This window comes from Streptomyces sp. NPDC047022 (assembly GCF_040644155.1).
Lineage (GTDB): Bacteria > Actinomycetota > Actinomycetes > Streptomycetales > Streptomycetaceae > Streptomyces.
In genome coordinates this window covers 1-19,041 of the sequence record NZ_JBEYVV010000019.1, presented here as the reverse complement: position 1 = coordinate 19,041, position 19,041 = coordinate 1, and the positions used below count along the sequence as shown (strand labels likewise).

Genomic DNA, 19,041 nt, shown 5'->3' with positions numbered 1-19,041 from the left:
CCCACCGGCAGGGCGGCAACGGCCGCCTTCCGGTTCCGCCGGACCTCTCGTCCGGGATCAGTGACCGCCGCTGGTTCCGACATGGAACCTCGTCAGCGCGAACAGGATCAGGAGGTCGAGTGTCATCACGGGGATGGCCCACGCCGGGTAGTACGGGACGAACATGAACTGGGTGATCAGGCTGATCCCTGCCCCCGCCGCGCCTGCCCCGCGACCCCAGCTCTTGTAAGTCAGGATTCCCAGGCCGGCGATGACGAGCACCACTCCGACCACCAGGTGGATCACGCCCCAGGTGGTCAGGCCGAACCGGTATGCGTACTGGGTCGAGGCGGAGAACATGCTGTCCTGTGCGATGCCGGCCGCGCCCATGAGAATGCTGAGCGGCCCGCTGAGCATCAGCGCGGCACCGGCGAACAGAGACGCGCCGTTGATCTTTTCGCTGCTGTCAGGCCCCAGCCGCGCCTTGTCAGGAATCGCTGCCATGGCCGCCGCCTTTCTGTACGGCGCGGTCACCGACACACGCTGCCCGTGTGCAGCCAGCCGCGCTCCCTGACAGCATCACCGCATTCCTGAGGCACCGCGACTGCAACCAGCCTCGAGGAGATCGCGGACTCCCACCGCACCGCTCCGCGAGCGGACCAGGGACGACCCGCAACCAGGACTCGGCGCCTGAGATCGGTCGGCCGCGGCGAACCGGTCTCAGGCCAGCCGGTGCAGGAGGGAGTCACGCTGATCCTGCTCGACCTCGGCGAGAGTCAAGTCGGGGTCGCGCTGATGAGCAAGAGCGACCTCGGCCGACGTCGGCTGATCCTCATTGAGCGGCCATGCCTCGGGGTGCCAGATCTTCGACCGGACGAACGCCTTGGCGCAGTGGACATACACTTCGTCGGCCCGCACGACCAGCGCGGTTTTCGGCGGCTTGCCGACCGGGGTCAGCCGTGCCAGCAGGTCTTCATCGGCCGTGATCCAGGCTGCGCCGTTGACACGAAGCGTCGTGTCCCGGCCGGGGATGACGAAGTTGAGCCCGGCGTGCCCGTTGGCCAGGATGTTGCGATAGCTGTCCAGCCGATTGTTGCCCGTCGCGTCCGGAATCACTACATGACGCTCGTCGAGGACGGTGACGAAGCCGGGGGTGCCGCCCCGAGGGGCCACGTCACAGCGGCCATCGGCATCGCTGGTGGCGACGAACACCACGGGCGAGACCGCTATCAGGCGGCGCGACATCTCGTCGATGTGGTCGAGCTCTTTGCGTACCGCCCGCTCTCCGGGGTCCGCGTACAACTCTCGGAGCTGCGCCTCACTGGTCAGAGCCCGGGGTATCAGGGAGTCATCCACTCCGGAGATCATAGCTGCGGATCGAAGACACGGGGGCGTGCCCGCGCGGGCGGTGGAGCCTTGATGGCTGAGTCAAGCGCCGCCTCGGCCGGCCTTCGGGCAGGCTTGTGCGCGTTCTGGGCAGGGCGGCAGTCGTGGCACACACTCTGTGGCATGGGCAACGGTGCTTTATGGGTGGCGCTGCTGACCGCCACCACAGCGGTGGCCGCCAGTTGGGTGACCAGCAGGGGAAATGCGCAGGCCGCCCGCGTCCAGGCGCGGGCCACCGCCGAGTCCGAACACCTCGCCCGGAAGCGCGAGGCACGCAGGACCACACACCTGGACTTCATCCAGCAGGCCAATGACATGGGGATCCTGTACCGCAGGATCCCCAAGTACGTGGAGGTGGCGGACCAGGAGGCGCGCCTGGCGTCCCTCGCGCAGCTCCGGGACCGACTGCGTGATTCCTACGGGCCGTTCCTGCGTGCGCTGGCAGTGGTCTCGCTGGAATGCCGCCCCGGGCCGATAGCCGCGGCGAACGCGGTGCATGCGGCCTCCGTCGAGGCATACGCCCGCCTCGTCGCCGTCGAGGAGGACGTGCGGGAGGCCGAGGGTTTCCGCCGGGCGGTCGACGCCTACCTGGCCTCGGTCGACGCGTTCGTCGAGGCGGCGCGGCAGGCCGAGCGTGAGATCTAGCGTCTTTCGCTTGGATCAGGCCGGATCAGGCACCAGATCCCGCGGGTCCGGCCTGATCCGAACGAAGGACCCCATGGCCGGTGCCCTCGGCGTGTGCGCTGCGGCGGCGTGGCCCGAGGCTCAGCGGAGAGGCTGGGGCATCAGGCCGCCCGCTCGTGGCGACGGCGGGAGGGGGCCGGGCTGCTGCGGGACCGGGCCGGGCTCTCGCGTGACCAGGCTGGGCTGCTGCGGAACCTCTGCGGGCTGCTGCGGGACCTGCGCGGGTTGCTGCCTGGGCAGGCCGGCGGGCCGTTTGACCGAGTCGAGGTGGGCGAAGACCACCACGTTGGACTCGTAGTCGTGAGCGCTGTGGTTGTAGATGCCCCCGCATGTGATCAGCCGCAGCTGAGCGGTGGGTGTGTCTGCGTAGACCCGGTCGCTGGGGAAATCCGCCTTGCTGAAGGTCTCGACAGAATCGACCTTGAAGCGGACGACGATGCCGTCCGCCCGGGTGATCTCCACCTGGCTGCCCGGCTTGAGGAAGCGCAGGAACACGAACACCGCGGGACCGGTCTTGGTGTCGACATGCCCCACCACGATCGCCGTTCCCCGCGACCCCGGCGCGGCCCCGCCCCGGTACCAGCCCACGAGGTTCGTGTTGTTCACGGGTGGCGCGTTCAACTGCCCGGAAGCCGCGAGGGACAACCCCATGAAGGGGGCGTTCACCCCGATCGCCGGAATCACGAGCCGCTTCGGCTCGGACAGGGTGAGCCCCCGACCTCTGGATCCCGCCAACCCGTTCGACGCGGTCTGCGCAGGGTCGGCCATGGGCGGGATGACGACCGTGGGCGACGCGCCGGCCGTGGGGACGGCCGCCGGCGGGGTGACGTTCACGGGCGAAGCGGTGTCCGATGGCGATGCGGCCTCCGCGCGCTGGGCCACGGTCGCCGGCGGGGTCGGTGGCTTGGGGTCCGCGGGGCTTGCCAGTGAGTTGTGGATGAGCAGGGCGCCGAGCCCCACCGCCGCGGCCGGCCAGAGCAGAGCCCGGCCGGCGGCCGGCCTGCTCCGGGACTCATCCGACACGGGCGACTGCGAGAGGGCCATCGGACAATGCCTTTCATCAGCATAGGTCGGACTTCGGCAGGCCGGGCGGCGGACACCCGGACCGCAGTTGCGGCCGTCGTCACCCTTCCCAGAGCGACAACGGCCGCGATCACACGGAAACAGGTGAATACCAGCCCGGTCAGGCTCCTACAGCACCCGACGCACCGCGGCGGCGCAGCATGTACGCACCCGCGCCGAGGCCACCGAGCAGCAGCATCGATCCCGCGGCAAGACCGCCGCCGGACTGGGCCAGACCGCCACCACCGGCGTGCACCCCACCGCGCGGCGTCGTCGCCTGCCCGCCGGCCTGCCCGCCGGCCTGGCCGCCGGCCTGTCCGAAGGCCTGCCCGCCGCCTTGAGCACCACCTTGACCGCGGTGCTCACCGTGCTGGTGGGCGCCGCCACCCTGCTGGCCCTCGCTCTGGCTGTCGCCCTCGGCACCCGCCGCGGAGTCCCCGGCGCTGTCCGAGCCGCCCTGCTGGTCGCCGCCCGCGCCACCCTGCGAGTCGCCGCCCTGCTGGTCGCCACCCGCACCGCCCTGCGAGTCGCCGCCCTGCTGGTCGCCACCCGCACCACCCTGCGAGTCGCCGCCCGAGTCACCCCCCGAGTCGCCGCCCCAGTCATGGCCATGGCCCGACCGCATGGCCAACGCGCCGCCACCGGCACGCACCCCGCCGGTCGGCTGCTGCTTCGCATCCTGGTGCGCGCCGCGCCCCTGAGCGTCGTCGCTCTGGCTCCCGCCCTGCGCCTGGTCGTCGCCACCCGTCGCCTCGTCGCTGCGCGCGTCGTCACCGCCCTTCGCCTGGCCGTGCCAGTGCGCGCTGCCCCCCTCCTCGCCCTGCGCTGCCTCTCCGTTGGCCGCCCCGCCTCTCGACTGCTGTCCTCCCGACTCCGCTCCCTTGGACCACTCGTGTTTATTGCCGTGGGAAGAGTGGTCGTCAGAAGCCCGCAGCTGGACCGCCGAAACGGCGTGCGCGACGGGCGCGGAGAACGCAACGGCCGCGGCAACCGCAGCGGAGGCGAACATGGTCCGGGTCACTCTCATCAGAGGTAGTCCTTTCGCTGCCACCGCGAAGGCCGGCACCACGCCGGCACAGCGGAATCGCAGCAGCACCGTGATCACCATCAACCCGATGACCACGCCCCACCACCGCAGGACACGAAAATAGTGTCGGCCCGTACTCCCTCCGAGTGTCTCCAGGCCGAAAAGTAACCCGCTCGGCGGCACCTCCTTCAGCAGCAGTCCCCACCCCGAATGGCCGCACCTCCGAGCAGCCGCCCGGCGCCGACCCACCTCATCCATACGTTCGATGACATGACGTCAGTTTCCCTCGCAACTCATCGGCGCAGGAAAGGCGCGGCTCCAGCGCGGCGGGCGCCGGCGTCGGCGGGCCCGGGCCCGGTGCTCCGCCGGCGTCAGTCGCGCGTCGGCGTCTGCCTGCGGCGGAGCAGGACGAGCGTCGCGCCGCCGATGACGACCAGGGCGATGGCCGTTCCCGTGATGATCGGGGTCGTCCTCGATGTGCCCGTCTCCGCGAGGTTGGTGTCCGAGGCCGACGTGCCGCCCACCGTCGCCGGGCTGGGCTGACGGAACGTCTGAGCGGCGATACCGCCCATGCCGGTCTCGGTCTTGCAGTCGAGCACGCCCCTGAACCACCTCTGGTGGCCACCCGGCCCCTTGACCATGAAGTCGTAGGCCTGGTCCTCCTGCAACGGGATCGTCACCGTCCGGGTCTTGCCCGCCGGGATGGTGTACCCGACCCCCATCAGGGCGAACGTGAAGGCAGCGTCTCCGTTGTTCACCGCGGTGATGTTCACACCGCCCTTCGCGCAGTTCCTCTCCGCCGACAGCGCGGGTACAGCACCCGCCTTGGCCCAGTCCGCCGTGGCCGTCGCCGAGACGGTCGACTCGCTGGAGCCGGCGAGTATCTGCGTCTGGCTGCGGGTCTCGGAGGCGAAGGCCCGGCCGACCGGCACGGTGGTCGACGCCTGTACGGTCAGCTCGGACACACCGTCCTGCGCGCCCTTCGGCACCTCGAAGTAGATGCGGCTGCCGTCAGCTGCCGACGTGACCTTCTTGCCGTCGTTCCCCACGATCCTGACGCCTGAGGCAGCGGCGTCCGGCGAGGGCGCCACCGTGACGCCGTCGGCGTTCGTGTGCACCGTGACGGGGCCGAGCCGCTCGCCGGGGTGCCCCGAGACGGCGGGCGGGGTGAGCGTCAGGGACGCCGCCGGCTCCTGGGAGTCACGCGCCCGCTTCTCCAGGTAGTCCGCGAGCCGCTCCGCCTGGGGATCGACCGCGTCCACGTGCGCCCCGTCCGAGTAGCGCCATATCGCCACCTGGGTGCCGGTCGCCGCGTCCTGCTCGGTGAGGCCCTTGGCGCCGGCCTTGGCCGCGAGTGCCGCCAGATCGTTGACCTGGGGGTAGGAGTTGTCCAGGATCCAACGGATCTTGCCGGAGTTCCTGTTGCCGTTCAGGGAGGTGCCGTTCCAGGACGTCTCGTGGTACTTGGCGTCCCGCTGCGCCGGGCTCTGGATGTCGACGCAGTACGTCTGCAAAGTGCCGCCGCCGTCGACGGACATCTCGAACAGGCCCGCTGACACCTGCCGGTCCGTGCCGCCGTCATGCACGACGGCGGCGCCGAACACCTTGAGGCCGCCCAGGGTCGCGGTCGCTCCGCCCTCGTTCTGCGGCGTCCCGTCGGCGACCGCCACTCCCGCGGTGGCCATCAGGCCCGCCGCGACGAGTCCGGACACCAGCGTTGCGGCGGCGAGGCGGGCGGCCCCTCGCCTGCGCGCGGACGGCACAGAGAACGAAGAAAACACAGAATTCCCCTTCGAGCAGGACCCGTTGACGTGGGGGGCACGGTCCCGCCAGCAGAATCGGAAGCCCCAGGAGCTACCTCTCGCATCCTAAGGACGCGGCGCACCCCTCTCCCCAGTCATGTCATCGGATAACCGATCCGACTCGGAATCGTTATCGCCACACCGCCTGTGAGCTGCGCTTATCGATGAATTACATAGGGATCGTCCGGGCGTTGAACGATTCATGGGTCGATAAACGGCAGTTGGGGCAGTGCGGGCGAGCCGACCTGAAGTCATGTCACGCCGACTGGTTCGGGGCTGTGTTGTGCCGCAGGATCCCGCCGATCGTCGTCGGCCGGCTGCGGGCGGCCGGGCGGGTCCGTCTCCCAGCTGGGTTCCGGCTGGGGTGCGGCTCCGGCCTGCGGCTCGGTCCGGGACGAGCGCCGGAACGCCGATGTGCCCCGTGACAGATCGTGGCCGATCGCCGCCGCGTCGAGATCCGCCGACAGCCAGCCCTGCCCGTCCCGCTGCTCGGTCCGCACCTTCAGCCGCCCCTGCACGACCAGCGGGTCACCGACGGCCACGGACGCGCCGACGTTCGTGGCCAGTGAGCGCCGCGCCCACACCGTGAAGAAGTTGGTGTGCCCGTCCGTCCACTCGTTCTTCTCACGGTCCAGATAGCGCGCCGTCACCGCCAGCCGGAAGCGCACCGTGGGTCCGGACGGCGACTCCCGGTAGACCGGCTGCGTCGCGACATTGCCGACGACGCACACCATCGTCTCGTTCATATGAGGTTCCCCTCCCTCGTCCCGGCCGGCGGCCGGGGCATCACGCGTACGGGCCCGTCCCGTGCGTATGCGTCTGCCACGGCGGTCATGCGCTGTCGCAGACCGCCATCTGCGCGGCGGCCGTGTCCATCACGGCCGTCGCGAGATCAGACTGCCTCCGTCGGCCCGAGCCCGCTGAGCGCTGTGGGCCGCCGCCCGGTTGTGGACAACTCAGTCACCCGAACGATCGGCTCCGCCTGTCGCCGTCAGCGCCCCCTGCGCATCAGCTTCCCCCTGCCCGACGCCCCGCCCCCGCCCCGCTCCGGCTCACCGCCCTCCCGTTCCCGATCCGGCCCCCGTCACCTTCACGTACTCCTCCCGTACCTCCCCGTACCGCAGCAGCTCCGCCGCCACCGGATCCAGCACGTGAGCTCGTCCGCACCCGGCCGCCGCCTCTCTCAGGCGTCGTCCGGCCTCGAACCCGTGTCTCCGGGCCGGCCCGCGCGCGGCCAGCCCGCAGCCCCACTCGACGGCCGGGCCCCCGGCGGTGGCCGCCAGTACCAACAGCGCCGCGCCCCCGAGGTCCCACGACACGAGCCCGACGACCTGGGCCACCAACCACAGCACGCCGGCGATCTGCAGCAGCGTCATCGACGCCTGGACGACCGTGGCGGCGGTCCACCAGCCGGGCCTCGGCGGCCGTTCCGGCGGCGTCGCGGTGTCCGCCGTCAGCTCGTCCAGCGCCTCGGGCAATCCCTGCGCACCGCGTGCTGCGGCCTCGCGCACCGCCTGCGACCACGGCGCGGGCATACCGGCCGCTGCCTGGTCCGCCACCGTGCGCACGGCTTGCTCCACGCGCTGGCGGTCCGTGCCCTCCTCGTCCGCGGGGGCACGTACCGGCAGCCGTCCCGTGGAAGGTTCGCGCCGGTCGCGGCACCACCGCCACAGCCGCAGCCAGGGTGTGCCGCATGCGCGGCCCGCGTTGCGCAGCCACTCCCGCTCGGCGGCCTCCCCCGCGGCGGTCGCTCCCACCGCGTCCGCGAGCCGCTCGGTGAACTCCTCACGGGCCTCCTCGCTGAGCCCGCCGCGCCCCCCTGTCGCGTAGACGGGCCGCAGCCGGGCCGCAGCCGCGTCCGCATCGGCGGAGATCCGGCGCGCCGCCGCTCCGCGTTCGGTCACGAACTGTCCCAGCAGTTCACGCAGTTCGCCCACGCCTTCACCGGTGAGGGCGGACAGGGCGAGTACGGTCGCGCCCGGCTCGCCGTACTCGCCCAGGGCGATCCCGTCACCGTCGAGCAGCCGGCGCAGATCGTCAAGCACTTGTTCGGTGGCCTCCCCCGGCAGCCGGTCCACCTGGTTCAGGACGACGAACATGACCTCGGCGTGCCCCGCCATCGGCCGCAGATAGCGCTCATGCAGGACGGCATCGGCGTACTTCTCGGGATCGACGACCCAGATGACCGCGTCCACGAGCGCCAGGATGCGGTCGACCTGGTCCCGGTGCTCCACGGCGGCGGAGTCATGGTCCGGCAGGTCGAGCAGGACGAGCCCGTGGAGCTGAGACTTGCCGTCCGGGCTCTGCGCGGGACGTCTGCGCAGTCGCCCGGGAATGCCGAGCCGGTCGATGAGCGAGGCCGCACCGTCGCTCCAACTGCACGCGATGGGCAACGCGGTGGTCGGCCGGCGCACTCCGGTCTCCGAGAGGGCCACGCCCGCCAGCGCGTTGAACAGGGTCGACTTGCCGCTTCCGGTGGCTCCCGCGATGGCGACGACGGTGTGCTCGGCGGAGAGCTTGCGGCGCGCGGCCGCCTCATCCAGTACGCGGCCCGCCTCGGCCAGGGTGCCGCTGTCCAGACGGGTGCGCGACAGCCCCACCAGCTCCCGGAGCGCGTCCAGGCGTGCGCGCAGCGCGCCCTCGTACGCGAGAGACTCGGGCTGCTGGACGGCCGGTGAGCGGGGCTCCACGATCGTGATCCCCCCCGGCGCGTCGGGCGCTTCCGGCAGGCGTCTGGCGATCAGTCCGTCGTCCCAGGTGGCCGCTGCTGCTGCACCGTCCGTGGACTCGTCGCACGGCACGCGCGCGTGCCGGTCCCCGGTCTCCGCGCCCGGGTGGCCGGGGTCACCCTCCGCACGCACGTACGGAACACCGCCCTCCACACCCACGTGCGGGACACCTCCTTCCACGCGCGACTGCCGGGCATCGCCCCTCGGGTGCCCCTCCTCCTCGTGGCCGAGGGGCCCGGATTCGCACTCCACACCCGGATGCCCGCCTCCGTCGCCGGCCGTGCGCGGTGCGTTGCCGCCGTCCCGCTCAGCCGCCGGACGCTCCTCGGCCTGGGCGTCGTGCCCGGCCCGAGGCTCGCCCCCGGGGTGCTCGTGATCCGTGCGGTCAGTGACGGCAGCCACCTCGGTCACCTCTCCTTCTGCAGTACGGACAGCGCCGCGATGAGTTCGGCCTGGCGCTCGGCGTTGACGTCTAGGGCGTCCAGGGGAGCGAGGCGGCGCTCGCGCTCCGTACGCAGCGCCCTGTCGACGTACTCGGACAGCAGCCGCAGGGCACGGTCGCGCAGACGCAACGACGCCTGCGCGCCCAGCCGTTCGGCCAGTTGCTCACCGGCCGTCCCCGCCCGGCGCCCGCCCAGCAGCGCAATGGCGGCGAGGGCGGCCACCGACTCCGCGTCCTGCGCGGCACTCTTGTCCAGGTCGCGCACCTGTTCCTCGGTGTACTCCTCGAGGACGCGCCGCCAGCGTCGTACGGTCACCCCGATGCGGTGCTCGGCGCTCTCCAGCGCCGGGTCACGGTTCGTCAACCCCGGCGTCTTCGCGCCCGGCTCGCGCCGCCAGGCTTCGTCGATGTGCTCGTCGGCGGCCGTGACGGCGCACAGCAGCAAAACGCCGAGACTCTCGGTCAGAGCGTCCAGCAGTTCACCGGCGGTCGAGTCGAGGGGGTATCCGCGCCACCGCCTCAGGGCATCGCCTGCGAGCACGGCGCCGGACTTCAGGCGGCTGCGCACGCGCGCGTGCTCGCGGTCGTAGGCGGAGTCGACGGCTGCCGTGAGCCGCAGAGCGGCGGCGTACTGCGCGGCGGCCGCACCGGCGAGTTCGGGCATCCGTGACCTGAGCGAGTCCAGGACACCCTGTGCGGTACGGGACATGGCGGCCTCGCGGGCGGCGGGGTCGTGCACCTGGTAGGTGAGCCAGGCGCGCAGGGGTGCGACGGCGGTGGCCGGCAGGAGCCCTCCGCCCCAGGCGGACTCGGGCAGTTCGGGCACCGTGAAGCGGGGCACCTCGCCGAGTCCCGCCTTGGTGAGCAGGGCGCCGTACTGCCGTGACACCTCGGACACGACCTGATGCGGTACGCGGTCGAGCACGGTGATCAGGGTCGCCCGGTGCGCCTTGGCGGTCCGCAGCAGATGCCACGGCACGGCGTCGGCGTAGCGTGCGGCGGTGGTGACCAGGACCCAGATGTCGGCCGCGCTGATCAGTTCGGCGGCGAGGATCCGGTTGCCGGCGACCAGCGAGTCGATGTCGGGCGCGTCCAGGAGGGCGAGTCCGCGAGGCAGCGTGTCCGCGGTCTCGATGCGCAGGACGCGCTCCTGACTCCCGACGATGTCCTGCAGATCGTCGTCGACCTCCTGATGAGGCACCCACACGCGGGTGAGGTCGGGCAGCACACGCATGCCGCTGAACCAGTGGTGGTCCTCGGGATGGCACACCAGGACGGGCGTTCGTGTGGTGGGGCGCAACACGCCCGCCTCGCTGACTCTTCGGCCCACGAGCGAGTTGACGAGGGTCGACTTGCCGGCACCGGTGGAACCCCCGATGACGACCAGCAAAGGTGCTTCAGGATCTCTCAGCCGGGGCACCAAGTAATCATCGAGCTGTGCGAGGAGCTCGTCGCGGTTGGCACGCGCGCGTGGAGCCCCCTCGAGGGGCAGCGGGAAGCGTGCGGCAGCGACACGGTCGCGCAGTGCGGAAAGTGTGTCGAGCAGCTGAGGCCGTACGTCCAAGGTCACCACATGCGAAGAATGCCCAATTTTGGAGGCTTTCTGAAGCATATGATGGCGTCTGCGCGCCGACAGGACACATGGGATGGAAGGGATGACCGGGACACAGGCATAACGAGTGCACAACACCCGGGGCGCCAGGCGCGAAAAGCGGTGCGCAATTCGCACCTGCCTGCGATTATCGGGACCGCTTCACCGAACCTCCACATCGAGCCACGGAGGCGAAGCAACGGGGACACGGAACCAGGAGCTCTATCCTTGTCCCCGGCAAGGTCACGGATCAGCCCACACCCGGGCACCACACCAGGCCACCACACCGGCCCCCGTAGCTCAGTGGATAGAGCAGGCGCCTTCTAAGCGCTTGGCCGCAGGTTCGAGTCCTGCCGGGGGCGCCACTGAGAGCCCTCCCCACGGGAGGGCCTTTTTGCTGGTCAGAGCAGGTGTGCCCCTACACAGACGAGCGCCGGACCCTCCCTCGATGATCGCGGGAGAGTCCGGCGCTGTCCGGCTGTCACCGGGTTTCTGCGGGTGGCTGCGGTGAATACGCGGAGAAGTCCTCCAGGAGCCGTCAGACGATCTCAGGCAGGTCGGGGAGGTCCCCACGGGCCAAGATCCGCTGCTTGAGATCACGGAGCTGACCGGAGACGCACCGGGCATAAATGGCCAACAGCACGGGGACGCTGTTGCCCGCCCACTCAGCCACCTGCGCCGGCGGGATGCCATCGTTGAGCCAGTTGGTCAGGCAGGTGTGCCGCAGGTCGTACACCCGCTTACCGAGCGGCGAGGCGAACTCTTCCGGAGCGAGCACTTCCGCGCGGGCGGACCGCCACGCCCGTCGGACGACCGAGCCCGCGAGCATGCCGCCCTTCTCGCCCTGGAACAGCAGATCTCCCGGCTTCAGGCTCTCTGCCTTGATGTGCTCGCGCAGGATCCGCGTCAGCGACGGGTGCCCCGGCACGACGCGCGTGTCGTCCGAAGCGCGTCCCTTCAGCCCGCGCTCTTCGTGGATCTCACCGTCATCCGTCCAGTTCTTCCCGACCTCCGGCTGAGCTGTGTGGAACAACAGCTCGCACCACTGATCTTCGGCGTCCTCGTCCGGCAGGCGGACGTCCGTCACGTCCATCGCCACGACCTCCTCCGGGCGCGGCCCGGCGTAGTACATCGTGGCGAGGAAGGCGTGGAGCCGCTTGCCGCCGCGGGGACGCCGGCGCACCCACCCCAGCAGGCGCGCCGCCTGCTCCGGGTTGAGCAGTGCCCTCTTGTCGACCGCGGATGACGTCTTGGGCGTCGCCCCTCTTCCTTTCGGCAGGGGGTTCGCCAGCAGAATCCGGTGTTTGACGGCGTACTCCATGGCCACGTTCAGGATCCGCCGGTTGCGCTTGACGGAGCTTGCTGCGGCGTTCGCGCCGTCCAACTTCGAGCCGACGGCCCGAAGTACCTCGTCAACCTTGGCGGGGTCCTCCCATGCAGCCATGGTCAAGGTGTTGCGCTCCACCCACTTCAGGATGGTGATCACCTCGGGTGGAGCGTCCTCCCGGCGCCGTGTGTTGAACGCGAACTCCCTCAGCGCCGTGCGGACGTCGACCGGCCGGAACGCGGTCGGTGGCGTGCGCAGCAGAGCAACGGTGGTCGTCATGAGCGCCTTGGACGTGTTCTTGCGGTTGTTCCCACCGGTCCGGTGCCACTGAGCGTCTGCGAACTGGACAGCGAAGTCATACCAGTTCACCCCGCTCGCCCCGGAGTGTTGAGAGGCGGGACGCCCCGTGGCGAGACTGAAGGCCTCGCCACGGCGTGTCGCACTGACCAGCTCGGAGCGGAAGGCGTCCGCGAGTGCCTTCGTATCGAACGGCGCTCGCCATTCCCTGCCGTCAAGCTCCCAGCGCACGGTATGGGTGGACTTGCGCTTGCCCTTGCCCTTGCCCTTGTAGACAGCCGTCTTCCAGATCTTGACGTTGTATGTCGTGCCGTCCATCAGGCGGCGTCCTCCCGATCGTCCAGCCAGTGTTCGTAGTCGCTCCGCCGGACTCGGAGGTCGCCGTTGGGCAGCTTGATGCAACGCGGGGCGCGGCCCTTCGCCCGCCAGTCGTAGAAGGTGGAGCGGGAGATCTTCAAGTCCTGGCAGATCTCGGCAAGCGTGAGTTTTTCTTCCCTGGACCTTGGTAGGGCCGTAGTCACCGCGCGCCCCCTTCGCGAGTCGGGCCGGACAGGCCGGACAGCTCCATTTCCGACTGTCCGGCGTGTTCGTGCTGGTCAGATGGGGTAACCGGACAGCCGGACAGTGCGGACACCTCTTGGGCGCCCTGTGTCCGGGTCTCGGTGTCCGGGTAGTAGCAGCCGCCGGCGTCTTTGCTGAGCTGTCCGGCATCGGCCATGCGGCTGCAGGTGCGGCGGATCGTGTCCAGGTCGACGTTGGGCAGTTCCCCCGCCATGTCCTTCGGCCTGGCGCCGGGGTGGGTGCGGACGTAGCGCAGGATCGTGGCGCGGGTGTCGCTGACGGTGTGGTCGGTGACTGGGCCGTCCAGTAGGTGCCAGGCGCCGGATGCGGGTTGGAAGCTGAGGGCGTATTCGGCTTCGTCCACGTCGCGGCCGGTGACGTGGAGGATGCCGTCCGCCTGCCCGCGGGCCCGTTTGAGGACGAGTGTGGCGTCTGCGGCTCCGGCGATGCCGTTGGTGCCGGAGACCTCGGTGAGGAAGTCCTCGGAGCCTGCCTTGCGGACGTGGTGGACGAGGACGACGGCCACGCTGTAGTGGTCGGCGAGCCGCTTCGCGTAGCCGACTGCCACATAGTCCGCGTCGTATGCCGACACGCCGGCCGGGGCTTGTCCGCGCATCTTGGCGAACACGTCGATGACGACCATGCGCGCGTCGGGGTGGCGCTCCAGCCACTGGGCGATGGCCTCGGTGCCGCCCTGGGGGAAGGGCGGACATTCGGTGACCAGGGTCAGCCCGGCGGGGGCTGGCTGGCCGCCGAGGAGCTTGCCCATGCGGGTCTGGAGGCGGCGCGGGGTGTCTTCCAGGGCGAGGTAGAGCACCGGGCCGCCCTCGACGGGCACGGAGTCGAAGGCCTTGCCTCCGGCCGCGACCGACAGGCCCAGTCCGAGGGAGAGCCAGGACTTGCCGACCTTGGGCGGTCCGGCGAGCACGCTGACGCCTTCAGCGAGGATGCCGGGCACGGCCCACTTCGGCTCGGGGAAGTGCGTGCCCGCGCCCTGGCCGGATCACCCCCTTGTGCGCCCTTCGTGTACGTGTCACACAGTTCAGAGGGGAAGCCTGGGGGAGGGGAGCACTGCATGTCGGTGTTGGGGGGGCTATCCGGTAGGACCGTCGGCCTGGGCCGTCGAGCGGTTCGGGCTACACGCCGGCGCGCTTGCCGCGGCGGTCCCGGTGCAACTGGCCGAGGCGCACGGGAAGGCCCATGCCGCGCACCTCGCCGCGGGACTGAAGAAGCGGAGTCCGTACGGGTTCGCCCTTGCGGGCGTGGTGCGCGAGAACCTGGCGGAGATGGCGCGCGAGCTTGGGGAAGCCGTGAGAGACGTACGCGGATACGAGTACGCAGTGATCAACGATCACGCACTCTTCCCGTTCCGGTACGCGGACAGGCCAAGGCCCCTGGACCGAGCCCGGTTGCCCGCCAACGCGTCGCCCACTCGGCACCGGTTGTTTCGGGCACACGGGCCACAGCCTCCGGAAGGCCTCTTTGACGTCGATGAAGATTTGGCGACCGAGGAGTACTTGGGGCTGCACGAAGCCTTCGAGGAACTGGGGGCTTCCACCAGGCTGGTCTGCGTGTTCTTCACGGCTGACGCCGAAAGCGGTATCCATGCCATCCACTGGGGGGACGCCCATCTCGAACCCGACCGCACCTTCACATGGCCCTACAGGGAACAGCTCCCGGTCGCTTCCGGAGAACTGAGTTGACGTTCGCTGATCCCGCGCACCGTGGCCCTGTCTTTCGGGGTGTGCCACAGTCGTGCCACATCGTGCGGTCAACCACGGTCAACGACGGTTCATCACACTCGAGATGCATCGTTCACCCGAGCCGCGGCTACAGCCGAAGTCACCTGGGGAATTCTGCCGCCGACCACGGCCGCCCTTACAAGGCGGCGGTCACGAGCGTCCCAGAAACCCGTCGGCTGATCGGCCATGTCGTCGCCCCGCCACAGAAGCAGCGATCACCATCTGAACTGGAGACGACATGGCCGAGAGGGCTGGGCCGGGGCGGTTCAGCCCAGGTAGAAGTCCTTTCGGGCGGTTACAAACGCCTCGATGGACTGGGCGGGGATGCCGGTCACGCGCTCGACGCCGTCGGCGATGCGGTTGTAACGGTCGTCCCGGTGCAGCTGGGCCATGGTGGCGACGTGCTGTTCGAGGTGCTGGGGCATCCCCAGCTTCGGGAGGTGGGCCTCCCACCGCTTCGGGGGCATGTCCACATAGGACACCGGCCTGCCCAGCGCCCGAGAGAATTCCGCGGCCAGCTCCGTCATGTCGACCGAGCGCGGCCCGGTCAGCTCGTAGACCTGCCCGATGTGGGGAGCCGGGTCCCGGAGCACGGTGGCGATGACGCGGGCGACGTCGTCCACGGCGACCGGCGAGGTGCGTCCGGTGCCGAACGGAACCGCGATCGTGCCGTTCTCCTGAATCGACCGCGCCGCCATCGTGGTGAACAGCGGAGTGTCCAGGAACGCCGTCGGCCGGACGTGCACCACCGGCAGACCCGACCAGTCGAACACCTGCTCCGCCAGCCAGTGCAGCCGCTGCTGGTGCGACTCCTCCGTGCTGGTGGCGGTCATCTGCGACACCGTCATCTGCGACAGGTCGACCAGGGCCTCTAGCTTCCCGTACTCCTTCGCAACGGAAGCCACCACGGTCGCCGCCAGCAGATGGTCCGGTGACACGCGCATCCCGAAGTACATCCGCGCCACGCCCTGCAGCGCGGCCGCTACCGTCTCAGGCCGGGTCAGGTCACCGAGGACGACCTCCGCGCCCAGTGCCCGCAGCTCAGAGGCCCGCTCGTCATCGCGGCGGACCATGAAACGCACAGGCACATCCTGAGCACGCAAGTGCTCGAAGACCGTGCGGCCCACGCCGCCAGCACCGGGGATAAGAACAAGGTTGTTGGCAACCATCGGGTGATCTCCTTCGAAAGTAATGGAAAATATCTGATTTGAGGTGTGATCAGAGCGCCAGCGGAACCGTCAGCAAGGCGTTAGCCCCGCGATGTCACCGCGGGTCCGTGTGGCGATTTCACACGTCGTGGCAGCCTCTTGGAGCAGCCGCGGTCTCGATGACGGCGGTTTCGGCGACGACGCTGCGGGGACGTCTCCGGCAGGCGGTCGCCTTCGGTGTCTCGCGGGGATGGTTCGTGATCACCGTCGGGCTTAGAGAGTCTGGCGCTGGGACTTAGCACCGCTGGCGGCCGCGGCGGCGGCCTTGCCCGGCAGGAGGACCAGCACGACGACCGCGCCGACCAGAGCGACGGCCGCGGACCCTATCGCCGCGATGTGCATGGCGTGGATGAAGGCATCGTGCGCGGGCTGCACCAGGGCCCTGCCGGCCGGTCCCAGCTTCTCGGCGACGGTCAGGGTCGCCTGGACGGATTCACCTGCGGCGTGCCGGTCGGAGGCGGGCAGTACGTCCAGGTGTCCGTCGATGCCGTTGCGGTAGGTGGTGGACAGCAGCGACCCCAGCACGGCGACGCCCATGGCCCCGCCGACCTGCCGGAAGGTGTTGTTGACCGCGGATCCGGAGCCGGCCTTCTCCCGCGGCAGCGACGACATGATCATGACGGTGGCGGGTGGCATCACATGGGCCATCCCCGTGCCCATCAGGAAGAACAGCACCTCCAGCACCCAGATGGGGGTGTCCTGGCCGAGCAGCAGGAAGCCGGCGAAGGCCACGGCGGTCAGGACGAGGCCGGCGGCGCACACGGCTCGGGCGCCGAAGCGGTTGACGACCAGCCGGGCCCGCGGGGCGAAGAACATCTGGGAGGCGGCCAGCGGCAGCACGAGCAGTCCGGACTGCAGGACGCTGTAGCCGCGCACGCTCTGGTTGTAGAAGACGCTGAAGAACGTGACGCCCATGAGGGCGAAGAAGACCAGGCCGATGGCGGCGACGGAGGCGGAGAACCGCCGGTTGCGGAAGTAGGTGACGTCGAGGGCCGGATGGTCGCTGCGGGCCTCGTACACCACGAAACCGACGAGGATAGCCAGGCCGCCCAGGATCGTCGCCCACGCCTCGGGCTGGGTGAAGTCGCCCAGCTGGCCGCCCTTGATGATGCCGTAGACCAGCACCGCCAGACCGACGATCGACAGCAGCACGCCGACCGGGTCGAGCCTGCCGGGCCTGGGGTCCTTGGAGTCGGGGACGATAGCCACCATCGCTATCATCGCGGCGACCACGATCGGCACATTGACCAGGAAGACCGAGCCCCACCAGAAGTGCTGCAGCAGGATGCCGCCGGTGATGGGACCGGCGGCGATGGCGAAACCGACCACACCGGTCCAGATGCCGATGGCCTTGGGCTGCTCCGCGGGCTCGAAGACGTTCATGATGATCGCGAGGGTGGCGGGCAGGATGAAGGCGCCGCCGAAGCCCATCACGGCGCGGAAGGTGATGAGCTGCCCGGAGGAGTCCGACAGCGCGGACAGCACGGATCCCACACCGAACACGGCCATGCCGAAGAGCAGCACCTTCTTGCGGCCGAGCCGGTCACCCAGCAGACCCGCGGTGAAGAGCAGTCCGGCGAAGACCAGCGTGTAGGAGTTGACCGCCCACTCCAGCTGGCTCTGGGTGGAGCCGAGTCCGGTGGGAGCAGGCTGGGCGATGGTCTTCATCGCCACGTTGAGGATCGAATTGTCCAGCATCACCACCAGGAGGCTGAACGCGAGCACGGTCAGGATGGCCCAGCGCCGACGGTGGACCACCTCTGAAACCCTTCGCCGCTGGGTAGGCGGCACGGGTGGCGTGGAGGGCGCGGGTGTCGAGGACTCGGCGGGAGTGGGTGGTGATGCCACGGGGGGTCTCCAGTGCTGTCGATGGTTCTGCGATTACCGGGCGGAGGCCGTCGGCCCCGGACTGCGGGAGGCAGCGCAAGGCCCTGCCCGACCTGCGGGTGGCCTCGCCGACAAAATAGATGTCGCCATCAAACTAAACACGGGATAGAATAGATTGCAAGTGACAGCTATTCGAGGAGAGTGATTCCGTGGGCCGCGTGTCCAAGGCGCAGGCACAGGAGAAGCGACAGCAGGTCGTGGCCACCGCCTCCCGGATGTTCCGCGAGAAGGGCACCGCGGTCAGCATCGCCGACCTGATGAAAGCCGTCGGGCTCTCCCATGGCGCGTTCTACAAGCAGTTCGCCTCCAAGGACGACCTGGTCGGCAAGGCCATCGCCCACGCCTTCGAGGATCCGGCGGCACACTCGCCGGCTGGGCTAGAGGAGCCCGCCGGGGACCACGAGACCGCCCGCCGAACGCTGATCGAGCAGTACCTCTCGATCTGGCATCGCGATCACGCCGAGGACGGCTGCCCCGTCTCCGGATTCGCCACCGACCTGGGGCGCGACCCCGACCAGGCCGCCCGCTCCCAGGACGTCTACATCAACGGGGTACGGAACCGAGCCGCCCGGCTGGCCACCGGCGACGACGACGGCATGGCCCAGCTCTGCACCATGGTCGGTGCCCTCGTCCTTGCCCGCGCCACCCGGGGCAATCCGATCTCCGAAGAACTGCTGCAGTCCGCGCGCACGGCTCTCACCAAGAGCGGCACGGGGCAGTTCGAACCGCAGCAGCGCACGGACTGACTGGGGGTCGGCTGACGGTGTCGGCCGCCGCCCGGGCTCGCAAGTCGGCTTCAGGCCGGCCCCGGGCAGGAGACCCGCCTAGACCACCTCGGCGTGGAGGTCGAGTCCACGGAGCAGGTCAACGCAGCCACTGACGGGGTAGTGATCGTTCCTGGGCCGTCCGAGGCCGCGCCCGGAGATTGCTCATCGCTAGGCATACTCAGCGACGAACTCCGGGCGGTACGTGGCTTGGTAGTCGTCGAGCGTCCGGCGCAGGATGGCGGCACCGGCCCACGATGCGGGCCCCAGCTGGACCGGGTGGAAAACGAACTTATAAGGCGGACGTCTCAGCCACATGAAGAGCGCCCTCCCGGGCCGCCTTCGGGCCGTAGGTGTCCTGTCCGCTCACAGACGGCTGAACCACCCGGTAGGTGGTACAGCCCGTCGGCGAAGCCGACCACTCAATGGGCGAAGGAGCCGGAGGCGACTTCCGATCCGCTCTGCCTCTCCCGAGGAAACAACGCCTCTGACGCCTTCACGAGGGCGCACCGTAGCCCAACTGCGGACACGCTACCTGCCTGATACGCACTAT

Annotated in this window: 15 protein-coding genes, 1 tRNA gene and 3 pseudogenes; 5 read left to right on the top strand and 14 right to left on the bottom strand. The window is 69.8% G+C overall.

Annotated elements, in window-relative coordinates:
• Positions 1 to 57 precede the first annotated feature (57 nt).
• Positions 58 to 513, bottom strand: a complete 456-nt coding sequence (locus ABZ845_RS20260) for a hypothetical protein (RefSeq protein ID WP_360981457.1) — start codon at positions 511 to 513, stop codon at positions 58 to 60.
• 186 nt (positions 514 to 699) lie between these two features.
• Positions 700 to 1,281 carry an MSMEG_1061 family FMN-dependent PPOX-type flavoprotein gene (locus tag ABZ845_RS20255; protein WP_360981454.1) on the bottom strand — a complete coding sequence of 194 codons (582 nt, stop codon included), beginning with the start codon at positions 1,279 to 1,281 and terminating at the stop codon, positions 700 to 702.
• A 207-nt stretch (positions 1,282 to 1,488) separates the two neighbouring features.
• On the opposite strand from ABZ845_RS20255, the gene ABZ845_RS20250 reads away from it, so the two are divergent.
• Positions 1,489 to 2,010, top strand: a complete 522-nt coding sequence (locus tag ABZ845_RS20250) for a hypothetical protein (protein ID WP_360981451.1) — start codon at positions 1,489 to 1,491, stop codon at positions 2,008 to 2,010.
• Positions 2,011 to 2,298: 288 nt separating this feature from the next.
• On the opposite strand, the pseudogene ABZ845_RS20245 reads toward ABZ845_RS20250, so the two are convergent.
• The 6 genes and pseudogenes from ABZ845_RS20245 to ABZ845_RS20220 form a co-directional block, all read right to left on the bottom strand.
• Positions 2,299 to 3,093 (bottom strand): annotated as a pseudogene (locus ABZ845_RS20245) (class F sortase); the annotation flags it as partial.
• 139 nt (positions 3,094 to 3,232) lie between these two features.
• Positions 3,233 to 4,138 (bottom strand): hypothetical protein, encoded by a 906-nt coding sequence (locus ABZ845_RS20240; protein ID WP_360981448.1) that lies wholly within the window; start codon positions 4,136 to 4,138, stop codon positions 3,233 to 3,235.
• A 371-nt stretch (positions 4,139 to 4,509) separates the two neighbouring features.
• Positions 4,510 to 5,919 carry a Cys-Gln thioester bond-forming surface protein gene (locus tag ABZ845_RS20235; RefSeq protein WP_360981445.1) on the bottom strand — a complete coding sequence of 470 codons (1,410 nt, stop codon included), beginning with the start codon at positions 5,917 to 5,919 and terminating at the stop codon, positions 4,510 to 4,512.
• Positions 5,920 to 6,191: 272 nt separating this feature from the next.
• The gene (locus tag ABZ845_RS20230) at positions 6,192 to 6,686 is read right to left on the bottom strand and encodes a single-stranded DNA-binding protein (protein WP_360981442.1); all 495 of its coding nucleotides are present in this window, start codon (positions 6,684 to 6,686) and stop codon (positions 6,192 to 6,194) included.
• Positions 6,687 to 6,992: 306 nt separating this feature from the next.
• Positions 6,993 to 9,071: a GTPase gene (locus tag ABZ845_RS20225; protein WP_360981439.1), complete on the bottom strand. Its 2,079-nt coding sequence runs from the start codon at positions 9,069 to 9,071 to the stop codon at positions 6,993 to 6,995.
• A gap of 5 nt (positions 9,072 to 9,076) precedes the next feature.
• Positions 9,077 to 10,684, bottom strand: coding sequence for a dynamin family protein (locus tag ABZ845_RS20220; RefSeq protein WP_360981436.1), 1,608 nt, complete (start codon positions 10,682 to 10,684; stop codon positions 9,077 to 9,079).
• A gap of 307 nt (positions 10,685 to 10,991) precedes the next feature.
• Here ABZ845_RS20220 and ABZ845_RS20215 point away from each other — a divergent pair.
• A tRNA-Arg gene (locus ABZ845_RS20215) sits at positions 10,992 to 11,067 on the top strand.
• 173 nt (positions 11,068 to 11,240) lie between these two features.
• On the opposite strand, the gene ABZ845_RS20210 is transcribed toward ABZ845_RS20215, so the two are convergent.
• The 4 genes and pseudogenes from ABZ845_RS20210 to ABZ845_RS20195 form a co-directional block, all read right to left on the bottom strand.
• Positions 11,241 to 12,644 carry a tyrosine-type recombinase/integrase gene (locus ABZ845_RS20210; RefSeq protein ID WP_360981433.1) on the bottom strand — a complete coding sequence of 468 codons (1,404 nt, stop codon included), beginning with the start codon at positions 12,642 to 12,644 and terminating at the stop codon, positions 11,241 to 11,243.
• Positions 12,644 to 12,847, bottom strand: coding sequence for a helix-turn-helix domain-containing protein (locus ABZ845_RS20205; protein WP_360981430.1), 204 nt, complete (start codon positions 12,845 to 12,847; stop codon positions 12,644 to 12,646). The genes ABZ845_RS20210 and ABZ845_RS20205 overlap by 1 nt, the downstream gene beginning before the upstream one ends.
• Positions 12,844 to 13,857 (bottom strand): annotated as a pseudogene (locus ABZ845_RS20200) (AAA family ATPase); the annotation flags it as partial. The gene ABZ845_RS20205 and the pseudogene ABZ845_RS20200, both read right to left, overlap by 4 nt.
• A 166-nt stretch (positions 13,858 to 14,023) precedes the next feature.
• Complete coding sequence (locus ABZ845_RS20195) at positions 14,024 to 14,242, bottom strand: hypothetical protein (RefSeq protein ID WP_360981427.1); 219 nt, start codon at positions 14,240 to 14,242, stop codon at positions 14,024 to 14,026.
• Positions 14,243 to 14,404: 162 nt separating this feature from the next.
• Here ABZ845_RS20195 and ABZ845_RS20190 point away from each other — a divergent pair, with 162 nt between their 5' ends.
• Positions 14,405 to 14,590 carry a hypothetical protein gene (locus ABZ845_RS20190; protein WP_360981424.1) on the top strand — a complete coding sequence of 62 codons (186 nt, stop codon included), beginning with the start codon at positions 14,405 to 14,407 and terminating at the stop codon, positions 14,588 to 14,590.
• Positions 14,591 to 14,895: 305 nt separating this feature from the next.
• Here ABZ845_RS20190 and ABZ845_RS20185 read toward each other — a convergent pair whose 3' ends face one another.
• On the bottom strand, positions 14,896 to 15,798 hold the full coding sequence (locus ABZ845_RS20185) for an NmrA family NAD(P)-binding protein (RefSeq protein ID WP_360981421.1): 903 nt from the start codon (positions 15,796 to 15,798) through the stop codon (positions 14,896 to 14,898).
• A 252-nt stretch (positions 15,799 to 16,050) separates the two neighbouring features.
• Positions 16,051 to 17,595 carry an MFS transporter gene (locus ABZ845_RS20180; RefSeq protein ID WP_360981418.1) on the bottom strand — a complete coding sequence of 515 codons (1,545 nt, stop codon included), beginning with the start codon at positions 17,593 to 17,595 and terminating at the stop codon, positions 16,051 to 16,053.
• Between the two features lie 278 nt (positions 17,596 to 17,873).
• Here ABZ845_RS20180 and ABZ845_RS20175 point away from each other — a divergent pair, with 278 nt between their 5' ends.
• Together ABZ845_RS20175 and ABZ845_RS20170 are read left to right on the top strand one after the other, a co-directional pair.
• Complete coding sequence (locus tag ABZ845_RS20175) at positions 17,874 to 18,470, top strand: TetR family transcriptional regulator (RefSeq protein WP_360981415.1); 597 nt, start codon at positions 17,874 to 17,876, stop codon at positions 18,468 to 18,470.
• Between the two features lie 48 nt (positions 18,471 to 18,518).
• A pseudogene (locus tag ABZ845_RS20170) lies at positions 18,519 to 18,602 on the top strand (glyoxalase/bleomycin resistance/dioxygenase family protein); the annotation flags it as partial.
• Positions 18,603 to 19,041 lie beyond the last annotated feature (439 nt).